Source organism: Sedimentibacter saalensis, assembly GCF_007830175.1.
GTDB lineage: Bacteria > Bacillota > Clostridia > Tissierellales > Sedimentibacteraceae > Sedimentibacter > Sedimentibacter saalensis.
Map to the genome: position 1 here is coordinate 470,786 of NZ_VLKH01000002.1, position 18,927 is coordinate 489,712.

Annotated in this window: 15 protein-coding genes; 3 read left to right on the top strand and 12 right to left on the bottom strand. The window is 37.1% G+C overall.

The genetic code is table 11. The features are described 5' to 3' along the window. Window positions 1–68 precede the first annotated feature (68 nt). Window positions 69–3,365, top strand: coding sequence for a transglycosylase domain-containing protein (locus tag LY60_RS05085; protein WP_145080869.1), 3,297 nt, complete (start codon window positions 69–71; stop codon window positions 3,363–3,365). Between the two features lie 55 nt (window positions 3,366–3,420). Here the strand turns inward: LY60_RS05085 and spoVAE are convergent, their stop codons facing one another. From spoVAE to LY60_RS05120, 7 genes are all read right to left on the bottom strand, one after another. Continuing rightward, window positions 3,421–3,777, bottom strand: a complete 357-nt coding sequence (gene spoVAE, locus LY60_RS05090; RefSeq protein WP_145080872.1) for a stage V sporulation protein AE — start codon at window positions 3,775–3,777, stop codon at window positions 3,421–3,423. Window positions 3,778–3,787: 10 nt separating this feature from the next. Next, window positions 3,788–4,786, bottom strand: a complete 999-nt coding sequence (spoVAD, locus tag LY60_RS05095) for a stage V sporulation protein AD (RefSeq protein ID WP_145080875.1) — start codon at window positions 4,784–4,786, stop codon at window positions 3,788–3,790. Window positions 4,787–4,801: 15 nt separating this feature from the next. Then, entirely contained in the window at window positions 4,802–5,242 is a 441-nt protein-coding gene (spoVAC, locus tag LY60_RS05100; RefSeq protein WP_145080878.1) for a stage V sporulation protein AC, read from the bottom strand. 417 nt (window positions 5,243–5,659) lie between these two features. Then, entirely contained in the window at window positions 5,660–6,088 is a 429-nt protein-coding gene (gene spoIIAB / locus LY60_RS05105; protein ID WP_145080881.1) for an anti-sigma F factor, read from the bottom strand. Between the two features lie 9 nt (window positions 6,089–6,097). Next, window positions 6,098–6,433, bottom strand: a complete 336-nt coding sequence (locus tag LY60_RS05110) for an STAS domain-containing protein (RefSeq protein WP_246145370.1) — start codon at window positions 6,431–6,433, stop codon at window positions 6,098–6,100. Window positions 6,434–6,535: 102 nt separating this feature from the next. Next, a complete protein-coding gene (locus tag LY60_RS05115; RefSeq protein WP_145080884.1) occupies window positions 6,536–7,948 on the bottom strand; it encodes a sensor histidine kinase in 1,413 nt (470 codons plus the stop codon). Window positions 7,949–7,958: 10 nt separating this feature from the next. Beyond that, the gene (locus LY60_RS05120) at window positions 7,959–8,645 is read right to left on the bottom strand and encodes a response regulator transcription factor (RefSeq protein WP_145080887.1); all 687 of its coding nucleotides are present in this window, start codon (window positions 8,643–8,645) and stop codon (window positions 7,959–7,961) included. A 105-nt stretch (window positions 8,646–8,750) separates the two neighbouring features. Here LY60_RS05120 and LY60_RS05125 point away from each other — a divergent pair, with 105 nt between their 5' ends. Next, window positions 8,751–10,211 carry a peptidoglycan-binding domain-containing protein gene (locus LY60_RS05125; RefSeq protein WP_212633447.1) on the top strand — a complete coding sequence of 487 codons (1,461 nt, stop codon included), beginning with the start codon at window positions 8,751–8,753 and terminating at the stop codon, window positions 10,209–10,211. A gap of 52 nt (window positions 10,212–10,263) precedes the next feature. Here LY60_RS05125 and LY60_RS05130 read toward each other — a convergent pair whose 3' ends face one another. Continuing rightward, window positions 10,264–10,755, bottom strand: a complete 492-nt coding sequence (locus LY60_RS05130) for a DUF4342 domain-containing protein (protein ID WP_145080892.1) — start codon at window positions 10,753–10,755, stop codon at window positions 10,264–10,266. Between the two features lie 219 nt (window positions 10,756–10,974). Here LY60_RS05130 and LY60_RS05135 point away from each other — a divergent pair, with 219 nt between their 5' ends. Next, window positions 10,975–12,231: a chloride channel protein gene (locus tag LY60_RS05135; protein WP_145080895.1), complete on the top strand. Its 1,257-nt coding sequence runs from the start codon at window positions 10,975–10,977 to the stop codon at window positions 12,229–12,231. A 202-nt stretch (window positions 12,232–12,433) separates the two neighbouring features. Here the strand turns inward: LY60_RS05135 and udp are convergent, their stop codons facing one another. From udp to LY60_RS05155, 4 genes are all read right to left on the bottom strand, one after another. After that, complete coding sequence (gene udp / locus LY60_RS05140; protein ID WP_145080898.1) at window positions 12,434–13,216, bottom strand: uridine phosphorylase; 783 nt, start codon at window positions 13,214–13,216, stop codon at window positions 12,434–12,436. A 12-nt stretch (window positions 13,217–13,228) separates the two neighbouring features. Beyond that, window positions 13,229–14,278, bottom strand: a complete 1,050-nt coding sequence (locus LY60_RS05145; protein WP_145080901.1) for an acyltransferase — start codon at window positions 14,276–14,278, stop codon at window positions 13,229–13,231. 405 nt (window positions 14,279–14,683) lie between these two features. Continuing rightward, window positions 14,684–16,609: a threonine--tRNA ligase gene (gene thrS, locus LY60_RS05150; RefSeq protein ID WP_145080904.1), complete on the bottom strand. Its 1,926-nt coding sequence runs from the start codon at window positions 16,607–16,609 to the stop codon at window positions 14,684–14,686. A 480-nt stretch (window positions 16,610–17,089) separates the two neighbouring features. Continuing rightward, window positions 17,090–18,763, bottom strand: a complete 1,674-nt coding sequence (locus LY60_RS05155; RefSeq protein ID WP_212633448.1) for a DEAD/DEAH box helicase — start codon at window positions 18,761–18,763, stop codon at window positions 17,090–17,092. Window positions 18,764–18,927: the final 164 nt, after the last annotated feature.

Consider the following 18,927-nt stretch of genomic DNA (forward strand, 5'->3'; position numbering starts at 1 on the left):
CTTTAAATCTTTGACAATATTAGATTGTTTTGAGGTATACTAGTAATGTAGTTCTAACGGAGGTAATTATGTCAAAAGAAAATAAAAAAGACTTAGAGATAATAGAAAGCAAAAGTGAAGATACAAGAAAAGAGACAATTAGAAAGAGAAGAGCAAAAAAGAAAAGAAAAGTAATTTTCAGAATTGCTCTTCTTGTTATTCTTGCAGCCATAATTATTGTAGGCGGAGCAGTTGCAGGAATGGTTATAGGAATTATGAAAAGCGCTCCTGAAATCGACCCTGCAAATGCGCTTAAAAACTTAACTGAAAGTTCAGTTATAGTTGATGAAGGCGGAAATATAATCGAGCAAATTCATGACCCTAATGAAAACAGGGAAATAGTAAGTTTAAGCGATATACCACTTCATTTACAGAATGCTTTCATAGCAATAGAAGATCATCGTTTCAAGGATCACCCCGGCATTGATATTCAGCGTATAGCAGGTTCTCTTCTGCACAACGTGAAAGTCGGAGACCCTACTGCTCAGGGAGCCAGCACGCTGACTCAGCAGCTTGTTAAAAATTTATATCTGACAAATGAAAAATCCTGGGAAAGAAAGATTAAAGAAATATACCTTGCACTTCAGGTGGAAAGAAAACTTTCAAAAGACCAAATTCTTGAAAATTATCTGAACACCATTCCACTTGGTCAAAGTTCATATGGAGTTCAAACAGCTGCTCATACATATTTTTCAAAGGATGTAAGCGAACTAACGCTGGCTGAAAGTGCACTTTTAGCAGGAGCTGCCAAGAGCACAGTTTATTATGCACCGTTCAACAGATACAACCTTGAGGACACTGCAGAAATACCAGAAGAAGACATTGTAGGTTATGTGTACATTGGATCTGTTCAATATGCATGTGTGTACAATCAAAATGCTATTGACCGACAGATAGTAATACTTAACAGAATGCTTGATTTAGGTCTGATAACACAGGAAGAGCACGATGCCGCCATGGCTGAAGACATGCGTGAAGCTTTAAATCCCGGACAGACAAAAGTTGAAGGAATATCTTCAACACCTATGGATTATGTAAAGGAAAAAGTAATTGAAGACTTAATGGCTTCACAAGGCATGTCTTATGAAGATGCCGAAGGCTACATTTACAAAGGCGGACTTACAATAACAACAACTATCGATGTTTCCATGCAGCAGTCACTGGAAGATTCATATAGCAATTTTGCAACATTGTTTCTTGGTGCAGCTCCCTCAGGAGATAAGCCAATAGCCCAGGACTGGAGATACTTTAAGTGGTCTGATGGTCAAGGAACAGGAAGCCTTGATTCAAATCTTAATATATTAAATGAAAACGGCCAGCTCATATATTATGCCCTTGGCAATATAATGGACGCAAGTAACAGCATTTATCTTAATCCTGATGAATATAAATTCGATGAAAACGGAAACCTTGTTATAAGTTCTAAGAAATTCGACATTTATACTTCAACTGTAGACATAGTTGACGGATACACAGTCGATGAAAAATTAAACTTTGTTTCACACAAAATAGGTGCTCTCAACATTGGAAACAATTATGAGATTCTTGAACAAAAAGGTACAAAAGGAAGCTTCAGAATACCAAAAGATTATGTTCAAAAAAATGCTGAAATGTTTGTTGTTGGAAGCGACAATGTTCTTAGAATTCCGGAAGGATACTTCTTCTTCCAGGAAAACGGAACAGTGCAGCCTCAGTCAGCAACTGTCATACTTGATTACAAGACAGGAAAAATTAAGGCACTTATTGGCGGAAGAGACATCGAAGGAAGCAAGACATTCAACCGTGCCACAGATGCTACAAGGCAGCCTGGTTCAACAATAAAACCATTGTCTGTATATCTTCCTGCTCTTGACCTTGGTTATTCAGCAGCATACGTTCTTGATGACCTTCCAAGATACAATGAAAAAGGAGACAGATGGCCTAAAAACTGGTACGAATACAAGGATATAAAGTACTGGGGAAAAATTACATTAAGAAAATCAATTGAACAGTCAATTAATACCAATGCAGTTTCAATGCTAGAAACAATCGGAACGGATGCATCAATAGATTCTCTGGCAAAACTTGGGCTTATCAATGCAAATAATCCGGAAAAAGATTCATTTGTTTCTCCTGCTGAAAATACTGCCTACAATGATGTGAATCTTGCATCTCTTGGACTGGGAGGGCTTACAAAGGGATTCACTCCTCTTGGAATGACTGCAGCTTATGGAGCAATTGCAAATGATGGTGTTTATATAGAACCTACAGTATATACAACAGTTACAAACAGCAAGGGTGAGACAATTCTTGAAAAAATTCCTGAAACTCACACTGTTGTAAGCCCTGAAGTTGCTTCACTCATGAAGGATATTTTAAGATCCACGGTTAATCCGGGACTTTCATACAAAGCTAAGCTTCCTGCAGAAATGGGAATAGAAGTTGCAGGAAAGACAGGTACAACTCAGGCAAACGGAGATTTCTGGTTTGTAGGATTTTCGCCTTACTTTGTAGGAGGAATTTGGGTTGGAAATGACAATGTTCAGATGAAACTATCAGGAGACAGCGGAAACACAGCACGACTGTGGAGCGGTATAATGACACCTATTCACCAAGGCTTGGCTCCTGCAAAATTTGCACTGAATCCAAACTTGATACCTGTACAGGTATGTGCCCAATCAGGAAAACTTCCTTCTGACCTATGCCAGCATGACCAGAGAGGAAGCCAGGTAATTACAGAATACTTTGTTCCGGGAACTCAACCAACAGAAACATGTGACGTACATGTTAAAGTCCAGGTTTGCACAACCACAAATCTGCTGGCATCACCGTTTTGTCCTGGAAACCTGCTGGAAGAAAGAGTATTTGTAAACAGAAATCCTCTTTATGATCCTGAAGCAAAATCAAGCAACCTTGAAGCAAAAAAACTATATCAACAGGTACTGGAAGACAGAGTCACTTTCTCTATTGAAGAATTAGAACAAATTTACGCTGGTCAGGTAACATTTGATGCTAACAAGCAGATAACACATGTACTGGGAGTTCCGGTAGCTGATTTGGCATTCTCAGGCATAATCACTGCAGATTATCAGTATCAGGTTCCTACAAAGATTTGCACATCCCACACAAAATGGCATTATGACCAGTGGCAAAATGAGCAAAACTCAGGCGAAAACAACAACAACAACAACAACGGCAACGATGGTAATAACGGAAACGGCAACAACAATGGTAACGGAAACAACAACGGCGGCGGAGCACTGGAAGATATCATTAACGACATTATAGAGGATTCTAGTGATTCTCAAGTTCCGCTGGACACCATAATTGAATCAATTTCAAATTAAAACATTAGAAGTATATATAGAAAAAGGCTATTGGCAAACTAGTTTGCCAATAGCCTTATTTATTGCTCTTCGGGTTGAACACGACAGCAACTATGTAGCCAAACATAAGGGCAGCTGCAACACCAGGTGCAGTCTTAATCACTCCTCCGCTTAATGCACCCATGAAGCCTTTAGAAGCCGCTTCTTCCATGGCTCCCTTTGCAAGAGTATTACCAAATCCTAATAGAGGCACTGTTGCTCCTGAATACCCTATTTCAACCAGCTTGTCGTATATTCCGAAGTATCCAAGGACAGCTCCGGTTACAACCATTAATACAAGCAGATATGCATTGTTCTTTTTGAATGTATCGATGATTATCTGCCCAATGACACATATTATGCCCCCCACCACAAAACTCATTATATAATTCATAATTGCTCCTTTAAATTTCAATTCCGACGCTGTGGGCTATTCCAGGAATACTTTCACCCTGAAGTGTGGCTGTAGGAGAATGCAATGCTCCTGTTGATGTGAACAGCAGCTTTTTAATATCTCCATCCAAAAGCTTTCTGTACAAAAAAGCACCAAAGACTGTTGCTGAACATCCGCATCCGCTTCCTCCGGAATGAACATCCTGTTTTTCAATATCAAAAATTATTGTTCCGCAGTCATCGTATTTTTTTTCTATGCTGTTGTTATCTTCATTGAACATTTTGTTTACTATTCCCTTACCAACTGTTCCCAGGTCTCCTGTAACAATAAGATCATAATCAATTCCCGTGTCTTTTATATGTTGGTTCAGCGTGTCATATGCTGCAGGCGCCATAGCAGCTCCCATATTGTTTGCATCCTTAACTCCAAGGTCGGTTATTTTTCCAAATGTAACATTTTTGATTCTGGGACCGCCACTTCCATTTTTAGAAAGCCACACAGCTGCAGAACCTGTAACTGTCCATTGAGCTGACATGTGCCTTTGTCCACCCATTTCAAGGGGAAGTCTGTACTGCCTTTCTGCGCTGCAAAAATGGCTGGATGTTACGCAAATTATGTTTTCAGCAAATCCACCGTCAATTAAAAGTGATCCCAATCCCATGGTAAGAGCCATAGTTGAGCATGCTCCGTACACTCCTATATAAGGAAGCTGTATGGCTCTTGCAGCAAACGAAGAAGATGTTATCTGGTTTAAAAGGTCTCCTGAAATCATGAGATCTATCTGGTTTTTTTTCAACTGATTTGCTTCCATGAGCTTTTCAACTGCGGTTTTCTGAAACTTCAATTCGCTTTTTTCCCAGGAATCTTCTCCCCACAGGTCGTCTTCAACAACCATGTGAAACTTATTGCCCAAAGGTCCCTGGCCTTCTTTTTTGCCCACAATTGTATATGTGTCTCTTATGAACACATTGTCTTTTATGCTGAATGTTTGCTTGCCGATTTTTTTCAACTTATATTTCCTTCCTTATCCTGTAATTAATTTCAATAAACCTGCTATGAATGATGCCAGGTATCCAAATACCAATACGGGGCCAGCAAGTTTGAATATATTTGCTGCAGTTCCCAAAATATATCCTTCCCTCTTGAATTCAAGAGCAGGAGATACAACAGAGTTGGCAAAACCTGTTATTGGAACAACTGTTCCTGCTCCTCCATACTTGCCCAACTTGTCATACCATCCCAAACCTGTCAAAAGGGCACTCAGTCCAACAAGAGCAACAGATGCCATTGGACCTGCATCTTCCTCAGCTGCGCCGAGGCCCGAAATGAATATGTTTTTAAACACTTCACCAAGTAAGCATATTGCCCCACCGAATATAAAAGCATAAAAGCAATTTTTAAGCATTTTATTTTTTGGCGTAAATTCATCAACAACCTGCTTGTAACTGTCTTTGTTGTATTTCATCTTTCCTCCTATAACAAAACGGCGCTTTCAGGAATTTTTTTTATAGATCTGTCAATGCTGTTGCCAAAATATATGGCAGTAAAGCTGATGACCAAAAGTATTAATAATAAAAATATCTTTTTTTTCATATAAATCACCTCATAAGTATTATTTACAAAAATATTTTTTGAATACTAAAAAAAAGCACTAACTGTGCCTTTTTTAATATGAGCTGTTAAATTATTGCAGAACATTAGAAGAATTATATTACTTAGTTTTGAAATTTCAATACAAATTGAATTTAAAAACTGTACAAAAACAATGGCTGTGCAAATTATTATTTTTGACGTTCATGATTTTCTCCATAGGTCTTGCCTCATAGCATTATAAAAACAAGAAGTTTCAGTTACATAACCGAAACTTCTAAATCTATTATTCCTATTTTCTTGAATTGATTGTTTTTCTCATTATTACTTTTGTGCCCACATCTTTTTCAGATAATACTATGAGCTCGTCCATAAATGTCTCCATAACAGCAAAGCCCATTCCGGAACGCTCCAGCTCCGGTTTAGTTGTATACAAAGGTTCCTTTGCTTTTTCCACATTTACAATTCCACAGCCGAAATCCTCAATGATTATTTCAACCATTTGTCCCTTGATTCTGCACTGTATTTCTATATCTCCAACTTCATCTTCATAACCATGAATTATTGCATTTGTAACTGCTTCTGATACAGCCGTCTTAATATCCGAGATTTCCTCAATAGTTGGATTCAAGCTGGAACAGAACGCCGCAACTGCCGCTCTTGCAAAGGATTCATTTGTAGAAAAGCTCGGTATTTTTATAAATACATAATTGTTTTGCATCTTATCCCCCTATTTAATATTGATGATTTTGCCAATGCCGCTCATATCGAGAATTTTTCTCACTTTTTTGCTTGCATTGACTATTTCAATGACTCCATTGCGTTTGCGGATAACCTTGTATCGCCCGATTACGAACCCTATACCTGAGCTGTCAATGAAATCAAGATTTTTTAAATCTATTACTATTTTATTGTATTTCTCGTCTTTGATTTTTTCGTCAATCAACACTCTTGATTCGTCAGCGCTGTGGTGATCTAAGTCCCCTTTAAGTTTGATTGTCATGATTTGACCTGATTCAACAAATTCTAAATTCACTTTTTCAAATCCTTTCTCTATAGTGTACAAGCTATTATACTATTTGCAAAAGGATTTATCCTTGACTTGTTTTGTTGCATTTTGTCGATTAATCAGTTATAAAGTATTTTGCAAAAATTCGTTAGGTCCCTACTATATGTATGGAAGCATTATTGAAAACTCGGAACCTTTACCAAGAGTGCTCTTCACCTTTATTTTCCCCTTGTGGCCCAGCACAATTATTTTTGCAATGGAAAGTCCAAGGCCATGACCGCCTATTTCCTTGCTCCTTGATTGCTCAGCTCTGTAAAGCCTTTCAAATATTTTTTCAAGATCTTTTTTCTCAATTCCTATTCCTGTATCTTCCACCTTTATGACGTAGTAGTCATCCTGAATAAAGCTTGATACCATTATATATCCGTCCTGTGGTGTAAATTTCATTGCATTTTCAAGCAGTATCCTAATTGCCTGCTTTATTCTTTTCTGATCACCATATATTGTGGCATCTTCATAAAATTTGAAATACAGTCTGTGTCTTTGATCAATCATTTTTGTTTCTTTTTCTATTTCATTGAGTATTATGGAAATTTTAAAATCTTCTTTTGTATATGTAAGAGTGCTCTTGTCACTTCTTGCAATGAACAAAAGTTTTTCAATTAAATCCTGCATACTTTCTGTTTCATTCTTTATGGCACTTATGGATTCCTCCAGCACTGCCTTGTCGTTTTTCCCCCACCTGTCAAGCATGTTTACATATCCCTTTATAACTGCAATTGGAGTTCTGAGTTCATGAGAGGCATCTGAAACAAACTGCTGCTGAGTGGTGTAGCCTTCTTCTATTCTGTCCATCATTTCATTGAATGTCTGAGAAAGTTCCTTCAGCTCATCCTGTGTGCCCTTTATGTCAAGACGTGTGTTTATGTTGTTAACTGTTATGGTCTTTGTTATTTCCGTCATGTTTTTAATAGGCCCAATGACCTTGTAGCTTGTTCTTGAAACTATGGGTACAAAGAAAAAAAGTCCAATGGTTCCTGAAACTAACACAAGCATGCAAATCCGTGCTGCATCCGACAGCAGACTTGTTATTTCATAGCTTATGTTGATGTAATATGTTTCTGCACCATAGTAGAAGCTTGAGGAATATATGTATTCCCTGTTATAAAACAGTTTTTCAATAACTACTATAATGTTGTCTGAATACCTGCTTCTTGAGCCGGAAGGATAGACGGGATTCAGGCTGCTGTCAAAAATTTCAACAGTCTTCACACTTACATCCATGTTGAGATTTTTTATTTCCGGATAATTGTCTATGATGTTTTCAACATCCTTTTCAGCAATGTTCTTTTCAAATTTATTTATTTCGTTTAGCATGTAACCTGCAGATGTAATCATTGCAACAATAAGGATTATTACAATGTAAAGAAAAAAGTATGATGCAGATATTTTAAACGCAATGGAAAACTTAAACCTTTTCAGAAGATTAACAATGAGCTTCCACATCAATTTAAAAGGAAACAGAACAATGCCCAGCAATGTTTTAAGTATTTTCTTAATGGTCCTAATCATATGAAATCCTTCAATCGCGAATTATATAACCGACGCCTCTTACTGTTTCTATAAGGTTTACGTTGTACTTCTGGTCTATTTTGCTTCTTAGGTATCTTATGTACACATCTATAATATTTGTGTCTCCGAAATAATCATATCCCCACACCTTATCCAGTATCTTTTCCCTGGTAAGCACAATATTTTTATTAATCATCATGAATTCCAGAAGCTCAAATTCCTTTTTTGTAAGTTCGATGTTTTCATTGTCATATTCAACCTTGTAGTTGTTTTTGCAAAGCTTAAGCTTGCCTATTTCAAGAATCTGCGCTTCTTCTTTTTCCTTGTTTATGTTTTTTCTTTTTAACAGAACCCTTATTCGTGCCAAAAGTTCCTCAACAGCAAAAGGTTTTGTCATATAGTCATCAGCACCTATGTCCAGTCCTGTTACCTTGTCAGAAATATCATCTTTTGCAGTAAGCATAATTACAGGAACCTCAGAAGTCTGCCTTAATCTCCTGCATACTTCTATTCCGCTTAAGCCAGGCAGCATAAGGTCAAGAATTATCAAATCAACGTCAGATTCTTTCCCTTTTTCAAGTCCCTCTCTGCCGTTGTTTGCTATATCCACTTCATAACCTTCATATTTGAGCTCAAGCTCTAAAAATCTTGCAATTTTATGTTCATCTTCAACTATGAGAATTTTTTTCTTATCCATGGGAAACCTCTGTTTTTTTATTATTATACTCTCTTTAACAACTTATTGTAAATAAATATCTCAGTTTAATATTGATTAATGGAAACTTTTATCCTTTTGCATATATTGAATTATCTAATAATTATGGGGGAGATTGCCATAAGGTTAAAATATAAAAACAAATTCAATAAAAAATTAGTAAAGGGATTGCAATTTCCAATACCCGGTACAGTTTATCAGAATGTTGTTACTGTACCTGATGTAATTACCGTCCATCTTGGTGCACCTGATGAGGAAGCTGAAAATGTAACCATACCCTTCATTGATTACATAAAAAATGTAGCTTCAAGCGAGTTGTACCCCACATGGCCTGAAAATGCCATAAGAGCAAATGTTCATGCCATTGTATCAGTTGCACTGAACAGAATATTCACCGAATGGTACAGAAGCCGGGGCTACCAGTTCGACATAACATCCAATACAAGATTTGATCAGGCTTTCGTGCCTGAAAGAGGTATATATGAGCCTATAGACAGAATTGTAGATGAAGTATTCAATGAATATATTTCAAGAGAAGGTCGTTTTGAGCCGTTATATGCCTTGTTTTGTGATGGCAGGGTGTCCCAATGCGACGGTCTTTACCAATGGGGAACTGTGGATCTGGCCACTTCAGGTTATACTCCGCTTGAAATTTTAAAATATTATTACGGAGAAAACTTATCTCTTAATATTGCTCCTGTAGGAGACATAACATACAGATATACCGGTACAAATCTTAGGCCTGGTGATTCCAGTCTCGATGTTTTTAGAAAACAGATGCAGCTTAACAGAATTTCAAATAACTTTCCTGCTATTCCAAAAATTCCTCTTGACGGATATTTTGGTGAAGAAACAGAAGAAGCAGTCAAATTATTTCAAAGTGTGTTCAATCTTCCTGTGACAGGAATAATCGATAAAGGTACATGGTATAAAATATTTAATATATACGTGGCCGTGACAAAACTTGCCGAATTAACATCAGAAGGAATTCTTATTAAAGAAATAGAAGAAGAACTTTCTGAGACGCTTTTATTGGGAGATATTCGCCGCCGTGTTTCTATACTGCAGTATTTTCTTACTCTTATATCATCATATAACAAATCTATTCCTCCTGTTCCAATAACAAGAGTTTTTGATGAAGCGACAAGATTGGCTGTCATTGAGTACCAAAAAAACAAGAACCTGGAGCCCACAGGGGCCGTAGACCGTGTAACATGGGATCTTTTATACAATGAAGCCCTTGGTATAATAAAAAGCATTCCTCCTGAATCAACCCTCCTGCCCCGTCTGGCATATCCCGGAAGAAATTTTTCACTAGGGGATGAAGGTCTTGTTCCTTTTGTTCTGCAGCAGGCAATTCAGTATATATCTACTAAAATTAATGCTGTGCCATTCATTGAAATTACCGGTGTATATGATGAAAAAACCAAAGAAGCAGTTCAAGCTTTTCAATCAGCCATGGCACTTAATGTTACCGGAATTCTCGACGAAGAAACCTGGAATGCATTTTCTGAAGTATACTATGCTCATCGTGAAAACCATAATTAGAATTTAAGCTATTAAAATAAATATCAGGCCATGTGCCTGATATTTATTTTTGTTATTCAATAATTATTTCATTGTCGTCATTATCATCATTTTTAGTTAATGGCTGTTCTTCGTCAACAATGATTTCTTCGGATTTTACCTTGATTTTATTAACTGCTTCCTTCATGTTCTTTTTCAAGCTACTTACATTCATTGAGTTCTTGTCTCTGTATACTTTAATCTTGCATGAAGTCAATATTGCAAGCGCAAGTCCGAATATCACAACCCAAAATGCCATTATGAACACAGCAAGAACTATTATTAACGGAATATTCAGCACTGTTTCCCCATCTTTGTTCCTTATTGACAGTTTAAGTGACAAAAGTCTGTCTGTGAATGAAGTGAAGTTTCCTTTTGATTCATTCTTTCTTCCTTTTTTCTTTTCAAGTTCAATAATTGATTTTATGAGATCACCGTCATTTTTCTCCAGGGTGCTTTTTGCTTCCTCATAGCTTACATTAACTCTGTTTCTAAGTTCGTCTATCTGTTCCAATGTTACTTTCATTTCGCCCTCCAAAATTTATATTTTCTATGTTATTAATATACATCCATAGAATTAAGCTTGTTTTAGGGATTTATTAAAATAAGATTAGAATTTAATATGTATTTTTAATTTAATGATGCCTATCTTTTGGCAAGGTTTATATGACAGAAGTAATTTTTTTGACATTCAGAAAAATTGTGATACAATTATTTTTGTTGAAAAATTTAAAGGAGTAAAAAATTGGAATTATACGTACATAAAATCAAATCAGCAGAAAATTATATTAAGACATTTATAAGATGGGTATTTTTAGCAAGTATAACAGGTTTTATAGGTGGAGTTATAGGGACATTGTTTCACGTAAGCGTTGAGCACGCTACAGAATTTCGTGCAGAAAACAATTGGATAATTTTATTTTTGCCCATAGGCGGAGTTGTTATTGCCGTATTGTACAAACTGTTTAAAATGAGCGACTCCACAGGCACAAATCAAATAATAAGTTCCATACGTTCTGATCAGAAGGTTCCATTTGTTCTGGCTCCCCTGATATTTATCAGCACATTCATAACACACCTTTTCGGAGGTTCAGCCGGAAGAGAAGGTGCAGCACTTCAGCTTGGCGGAAGCATAGGTTCGTTTGTAGGGTCTTTTTTTCACCTTGATGAAAAGGACATGCACCTAATAACTCTATGCGGTATGAGCAGTGTTTTCGCAGCGTTGTTTGGAACTCCTCTTACTGCCACATTGTTTGCAATGGAAGTAATAAGCATTGGAGTAATTTATTATTCAAGCCTTGTTCCATGTCTGGTTTCTTCATTAATGGCATATGGCGTTTCATTGTACTTCGGTGTAGTGCCTGTGAGGTTTTATTTAAGCTACATACCGGATCTCACTTTAAAAACAATTATTATGACTGTAGTACTTGCAGCTCTTTGTGCATTATTAAGCATTGTTTTCATAGTATCCATGAAAAAAACAGAACACCTGATGGAATCAAAGCTAAAAAACATATATGTCCGTGGTTTTGTGGGTGGACTCATAATAGTTATCATGACCGTCCTTCTTAAAACAGGAGATTACAACGGCGCAGGAATGAACATAATTGAAAAAGCCATTGGAGGAAATGCGAGACCTGAAGCATTCATTCTTAAAATAATATTCACTGCTGTAACTATAGCAGCAGGTTTTAAAGGCGGAGAAATAGTCCCTACATTTTTCATTGGTGCAACATTCGGTTGCCTTGCAGGAAGTCTTTTAGGGCTTAATCCTGGCTTCTCCGCGGCAATTGGACTTGTAGCGCTGTTCTGCGGAGTTGTCAATGCTCCAATTGCATCAATAGTGCTGTCCATTGAACTGTTCGGCGTAGAAGGACTTCTGATATTTGCCATAGCCTGCAGCGTCAGCTACATGTTGTCGGGATATTACGGTCTTTACAGCAGCCAGAAAATAGTTTATTCAAAACTCAAGGCCGAATTCATAAACATAAATGCAAAATAATAAAAATTGAACCAAAGATTTAATCAGATTGCCACTCTGACGCTGTCATCCTGAACGATAGTGAAGGATCTCATCTTTGTTGAAAACATGAGATTCTTCGAGCAAGCTCTCAGAATGACAACGTCGAAAGTTATTTTTTCAACAACCTGATTGAACCAAAGGTTCAATTTTATTTTTTGTTTTAATTCTTCATTCTTAACTCTTAATTCTTAACTGTCTTGTCTTCCTTAATAAGATTTCTTATGGCTTCAATGGCTGTCACTATGGCGGCTTCCGTATCATGTTCCATAGGATCATCCAGTCCTAATTTTCTTCTTTCCTGGTTGGCAACAACATTTAATATTGCACCAACTCTAACTCTTCTGTACGCTCCCACAATAAACAAGGCAGCTGATTCCATTTCAGAAGCAAGAGCTCCAAGTTTAAGCCAAGCATTCCATTTGTTTATTAGTTCATATCCTACAGGCTTTGTTTCAGGTTCATGCTGTCCGTAATATGCATCCTTGCACTGAACAATTCCAACGTGATATTTCTTTCCTAAGTCCTTTGAGGCTTTTACAAGTGCATTTAACACTTCATAATTTGCAACTGCCGGAAACTCCATTGGTGCATATTCTCTGCCTGTTCCTTCCATTCTTATTGCTCCCGAAGCAATAACCAAATCTCCTCCCAATACATTTATATCCATTCCTCCGCTTGTTCCAACTCGGATGAACGTGTCAGCACCTATGTTTGCAAGCTCTTCTAATGCTATGGAAGCTGAGGGTCCTCCTATTCCTGTTGATGTAACGCTAACCTTAACTCCATCAATAAAACCTGTATACGTAACAAATTCCCTGTGGTCTGCAACCAGCACAGGATTGTCAAAATGCTCTGCTATTTTGACACATCTTTTTGGGTCTCCCGGTAATATAACATATCGCCCCACATCCCCCTGCTTCATGTTTATGTGATACTGAACATCTCCTGAATATGCCTTGCTCATAATATCCTCCTATTATAGAATTTTATTTAAAAAAGGAATTTTTCCTATTATATAACTAGTTATGAAACTCAATGCAAAAACCAATGCTGCAATTACAGGAACTGATATAGCCGGATTGTAATTCATGGCTGAAATTCCCCATTCGTATAAAAACATGTTAAAAAAATCATGGACAAGATAGATTCTGAATGAACATGCCGACAAAACTCCTGCGGCTCTCAGACTTTTAGTACCAAAGTTTATTTTTGAAACACTATACCTGAAAAACACAAACACGGCCATGCTGCAAACCAATACATTTGGAGACAAATAGCTGTAAAACATACCGTCAGCTTTCCCGCTTTTTAAGGAAATCATGCTTGTAAATACTGCAGTAGCTGCCACTCCAATAATTCCTGCCGCATAAATGATTTTTCTTGCAGCACTTTTTAATTCATACGTATCCATATAATATCCAAGCACAAAATATCCTGAATAACCTAAAACCATGCTTACTTCAAACTTGCGGACAAACATTTCAAAATCTTTAAGCTGAAACACTTTTGCAGCAAAAGGAAGCACAAATGCAAATACCACAGAAAGAATGATGAAATACTCAGATGATTTTTTATCCTGAACTATTTTTCGAAGTATGGGGGTGATTATGTAAAGGCCAACAATCATGTACAAGTACCACATGTGATAATGTCCGAATATGAATTCTCTCAGAAATTTTTCCTGCTCAAACTGCATTTTTCCTGAAACAACAGGATATATGGCATAAAGAAATGACCATGACAAAAAACAAATTACAATTCGAGGAATATATTTTTTGTAAATATCTCCTATGCTTATATTTTTTACCGGCCTTAAGAGAAACATACCGCTTGCCATAACAAACACAGGAACTCCAAATCTAAGCATGCTGTCATAAATGTTAAATACTTTCCATTCATATGATACAATGTCAGCACTTCCCCATCCTCCTGCGGCCACATGGAGAAAAACAACTGAAAAAGATGCAAAAATCTTCAAAACATCCGCGTAAACCACTCTATTCTTAGAAATCATCCTGTCATCCAATTTATTGCTCCTTTTTTAATGATACAATAATTATAACCACAAAAGCAAATAATGACAACTAAAAAAGTTGCTCCGCAACTCCGCTAGGGGGACCTATGTCCCCCTTCGGCGCAAAAAATACTAACGTATTTTTTTGCTGAGCACCCCCCTTGACGGCAAGGGCGTCCCGCCCTTTGCAATCCCCGTTTTTTATATACTAGGAAAGAGAACTTTCCTAGTATATAAAAAAGATACCGCATAGCGGTATCAGTTTGATGACAAAGTATATAGGAGTTGTCATTCTGAGAGCGTAGCTCGAAGAATCTCATGTTTTCAATAAAGATGAGATCCTTCACTATCGTTCAGGATGACAGCGTCAGGTTTTGTCAATAGTCCAATACCGCATAGCGGTATCCTTATGTTTACTTAGGCTAATTGTGGGGAGTCATTTTCTCTTGAAGCTATTTTGTTCAATATTACACTAACTATTTCATCCACGCTCATGGAACCCATGTCACCTTGTTTTCTTTCTCTTACGGAAACACCGTTGTTTTCAACTTCTTTTTCTCCCACAACAAACATGAAAGGAACTTTTCCCATTTGAGCTTCTCTGATTTTATATCCTATTTTTTCAGCTCTTAAATCGACTTCAACTCTGATGTTCTTTTCTTCAAGCTGCTTTTTAACTTTTTCTGCATATTCGTTGTACTTGTCTGAAATAGGAAGTACCTTTACCTGGACTGGAGCAAGCCATGTTGGGAATGCACCTGCAAATTGTTCTATGAGTATTCCAAAGAATCTTTCAATACTTCCGAATGCAGTTCTGTGAATCATTACAGGTCTGTGCTTTTGTCCGTCTGCTCCCACATATTCCATTTCAAAGCGCTGTGGCAGCTGGTAATCTAACTGAATTGTTCCGCACTGCCATGTTCTTCCTATGCAGTCAGTCAAATGGAAGTCTATTTTTGGCCCGTAGAATGCTCCGTCACCTTCATTTATCACAAAGTTAAGATTTAATTCTTCAAGAGCAGCCTTAAGTGATGCTTCTGCCATATCCCAGTCCTTAATTTCTCCAAGGAACTTTTCCGGTCTTGTTGAAAGCTCTAATTTATATGAAAATCCAAATTGTTTGTATATCTCATCAATTAATTTGATAACACCTTTAATTTCATCCTTTATTTGTTCCGGCAAAATGAATAAGTGGGCATCATCCTGAGTGAATGCTCTTACACGCATGAGTCCGTGCAGTGCTCCTGACAATTCATGTCTGTGAACTCTTCCTGCTTCAGCAACTCTCATTGGGAAGTCCTTGTAAGAGTGCATTGCATTTTTATATACAAGGATACCTCCAGGGCAGTTCATAGGTTTTATCGCAAAATCCTGTTCGTCAATTACAGTTGTATACATATTTTCCTTGTAAGTAAACCAGTGACCTGATGTTTCCCACAAATGTCTGTTTAACATCAATGGAGTTTCAATTTCCACATAGCCTGCTTTTTTATGCATTTCTCTCCAGAATTTCATCAGTTCATTTTTAACTTCCACACCTTTAGGAAGGAAGAATGGGAATCCCGGACCTTCTTCTGACATGAAGAACAAGTCTAATTCCTTGCCCAGTTTTCTGTGGTCACGCTTTTTAGCTTCTTCAATCATTTTCAGATAATCTTCCAGGTCTTTAGCCTTTTCAAAAGTTATTCCGTAAACACGCTGAAGCATCTTGTTGTTTTCGCTGCCTCTCCAGTAAGCTCCGGCAATGCTTAAAAGCTTCACAGCCTTTGGTTTTTTAGTTGATTCAAGGTGAGGGCCTGCGCAAAGATCAGTAAAATCTCCCTGCTTGTAGAAAGATATAACAGCATCTTCCGGCAAGTCCTGAATGAGCTCAACCTTGTAAGGCTCCTGACGCTCTTCCATGAATTTTATTGCTTCTTCTCTTGGAAGTTCAAAGCGTTCAAGCTCCAGACCTTCCTTGACGATTTTCTTCATTTCTGCTTCAATTTTTTCAAAGTCTTCCTGAACCAGCCTGTACTCCATGTCGATATCATAATAAAAACCATTGTCTATGGCAGGTCCTATGGCAAGTTTTGCATCAGGCCATATTCTTTTGATGGCATGAGCCATAATGTGTGAAGAAGTGTGCCAGAACACATGCTTTCCTTCTTTGTCTTCAAACTTAAGGAACTTTATTGTTCCGTCAGCTTTGACTTCGTCTTTAAGCCCAATTGTTTCTCCGTTGTATACTGCTCCCACAACGCTTCTTGCCAAACCTTCACTAATGCTCTTTGCAACATCTAAAGCTAATATTCCATCTTCATATTCTCTTACGCTGTTATCAGGCAAAGTTAATTTAATCATAATTTCCCTCCATGTTATATTTTATAATTTTTTAATGTGCAACTTAATATGACTACCATTTGAATTAAACTTAATTTATATTCGTCAGCGGTCATATCGCAGTTTCGTTCACCAATTTACCTACTCCCTCCGGTCGCGTAAATTGGGAACTCATTGCGTTTGACCTACCAACCATTCTTGCTTCGCTTTCGCTCGCAACAATGGGGTTAGGTCATAAAAAAAATCTCGTCTTAAACATATTGTTTAAGGACGAGATATCGTGGTTCCACCTTAGTTGCTTCTCAAGGGATTTAAGGCATCCATACCAAACTTTTACGCTTGCGCTTTCAAGTTTAACTCCGGATTAGTTTTCACACAGTCATGCACAGGAAGCTCTCAGCCTTGACCTCCTTCTCTGAAGCGCTGTATCTGTATTACTCGATCCATCACAGTTTCATTTTTATCATTATATTACCATGATTTTATTGTGTCAACTAAATTTTAATATTTTTTTCTTGGCTTGTTTCTCTGCCACATTTGTTTATCATCATGAGACTTACCTCTTGCAGGCCTTGAGGATTTCTTTTCCTTTGACAATTCAATCATTACATCCTTGCCTTTTATCTGAGCTCCCTGCATTCTGTCAAGTATTCTCATCTGATGTTCAGAAGCTGCATTAAAGAACGAATAGTTTTCAAGCACTTCTATTTCACCGATGTCAGAGCCAGGTATGCCGCATTCTCCTGCAACAGCACCAAGAATGTCTCCAGGTCTTATTCCTTGTTTCTTTCCAAGGCTTACGTGGAATCTTACAGTATCTTCAAGATTTTTAGCTCCTCTTGATATTTTCTTTCTTTCAGGAATAATATCATTTAAATCTCTTTCTTCAGAAGTGTCAAATTTAACAAGCTTCTTTATCATTGCAGCAATAAGAGTTTCGGCATCATATCCTTGTTCAAGAAGTCTTCCTGCAAGTGTCCTGTTTTCACCTATATCGCCTTTTTCAATTATTTCCACAACTCCTCTTATGAATTTATCCTGTTTAACTTCATTAACTTTGTCAACAGTAGGAATTGTTCTTTTGCGTATAGGTTTCTTGGTATATTTTTCAATATTCTCAATTTTTTTGATTTCTTTTGCTGAAGCCAGTGTGAAGGATGAACCTTCCTTGCCGGCTCTTCCGGTTCTTCCGATACGGTGCACATAGTAATCTTCCTTTGAAGGAACTTCAAAGTTAATTACACATTCAACTTCTTTTATGTCCAAACCTCTTGCTGCAACGTCTGTAGCAATTAATATGTCAATTAGTCCGTTGTTGAACTTTGTCAGAGTGTCAATTCTTTGGGACTGTTTTATGTCACCATGGATTTTATCACAGTTGTAGCCTTTTTCAATCAACACTTCATACAAATCATCAACAGACTTTTTTGTGTTGCAGAACACCAGTGTCAATTTAGGTGTATAAGTGTCAATGAGTCTTGCCAAGGCATCAACCTTGTCTGAATGTTTTACAAGGAAGTAACTTTGCTTAACTTCCTTTGCAGTGATTCCTTCTCTCAATGTCTTTATGGACACAGGATTTTTAAGGAATTTTTTGATGATTTTTTTCATATCATCCGGTATTGTGGCAGAAAACAAAAGTGTCTGAGTTACATGGTCCACATTGCTGAGTATAAGCTCAATGTCTTCCCTGAAACCCATTTTTAACATTTCGTCTGCTTCATCCAATACAGTAATCTTAAGTTCATTCAATTTTATTACATGTCTGTCTATAAGATCTATGATTCTTCCCGGAGTACCGACTATTATCTGTGCTCCTTCTTTTACCTTGTTGATTTGTGTTCTTATATCTGCTCCGCCGTAAACTGTTACAGTCTTGATGCCATCCATGTATTTCCCGATTTTTCTGAACTCGTTAGCCACCTGTACGGCTAATTCTCTTGTTGGCAACAATACTAAAGCTTGTGGTAGTTTCACTCTCGTGTCTATTTTTTCAAGTATTGGTATCCCAAAAGCAGCTGTCTTTCCTGTTCCTGTATTTGATTGTCCTATTATATCGTGGCCTTCCAGTACTACTGGTATAGCTTCTTGCTGTATTTGGGTACTTTCTTCGAATCCCATTTCTTGTAAAGCTTTTTGAATGTTGTCATTCAAATTTACATTTTCAATTTTCATTAATCGTATCATCCTCATTTTATTATTATTAACTTCTCATTATACTACGAAAGTTTTGCTAATACAAATATTTTTTTGTAATTTTTCTAATTTTTATTATAATTGTGAAAATAATAATTTAAATCATGCTTTTACGTTATTATTGCCAGTGTTTGACGTTTATA

What these genes read in the sequence shown, in the direction of transcription:
- spoVAE (WP_145080872.1), bottom strand. Translation starts at nt 3,777, where the DNA reads ATGAATTATATAATGAGTTTTGTGGTGGGGGGCATAATATGTGTCATT.
- udp (WP_145080898.1), bottom strand. Translation starts at nt 13,216, where the DNA reads ATGAGCAAGGCATATTCAGGAGATGTTCAGTATCACATAAACATGAAG.
- LY60_RS05130 (WP_145080892.1), bottom strand. Translation starts at nt 10,755, where the DNA reads ATGAAAGTAACATTGGAACAGATAGACGAACTTAGAAACAGAGTTAAT.
- LY60_RS05085 (WP_145080869.1), top strand. Translation starts at nt 69, where the DNA reads ATGTCAAAAGAAAATAAAAAAGACTTAGAGATAATAGAAAGCAAAAGT.
- LY60_RS05115 (WP_145080884.1), bottom strand. Translation starts at nt 7,948, where the DNA reads ATGATTAGGACCATTAAGAAAATACTTAAAACATTGCTGGGCATTGTT.
- spoVAC (WP_145080878.1), bottom strand. Translation starts at nt 5,242, where the DNA reads ATGAAATACAACAAAGACAGTTACAAGCAGGTTGTTGATGAATTTACG.
- LY60_RS05155 (WP_212633448.1), bottom strand. Translation starts at nt 18,763, where the DNA reads ATGAAAATTGAAAATGTAAATTTGAATGACAACATTCAAAAAGCTTTA.
- spoIIAB (WP_145080881.1), bottom strand. Translation starts at nt 6,088, where the DNA reads ATGCAAAACAATTATGTATTTATAAAAATACCGAGCTTTTCTACAAAT.
- thrS (WP_145080904.1), bottom strand. Translation starts at nt 16,609, where the DNA reads ATGATTAAATTAACTTTGCCTGATAACAGCGTAAGAGAATATGAAGAT.
- LY60_RS05120 (WP_145080887.1), bottom strand. Translation starts at nt 8,645, where the DNA reads ATGGATAAGAAAAAAATTCTCATAGTTGAAGATGAACATAAAATTGCA.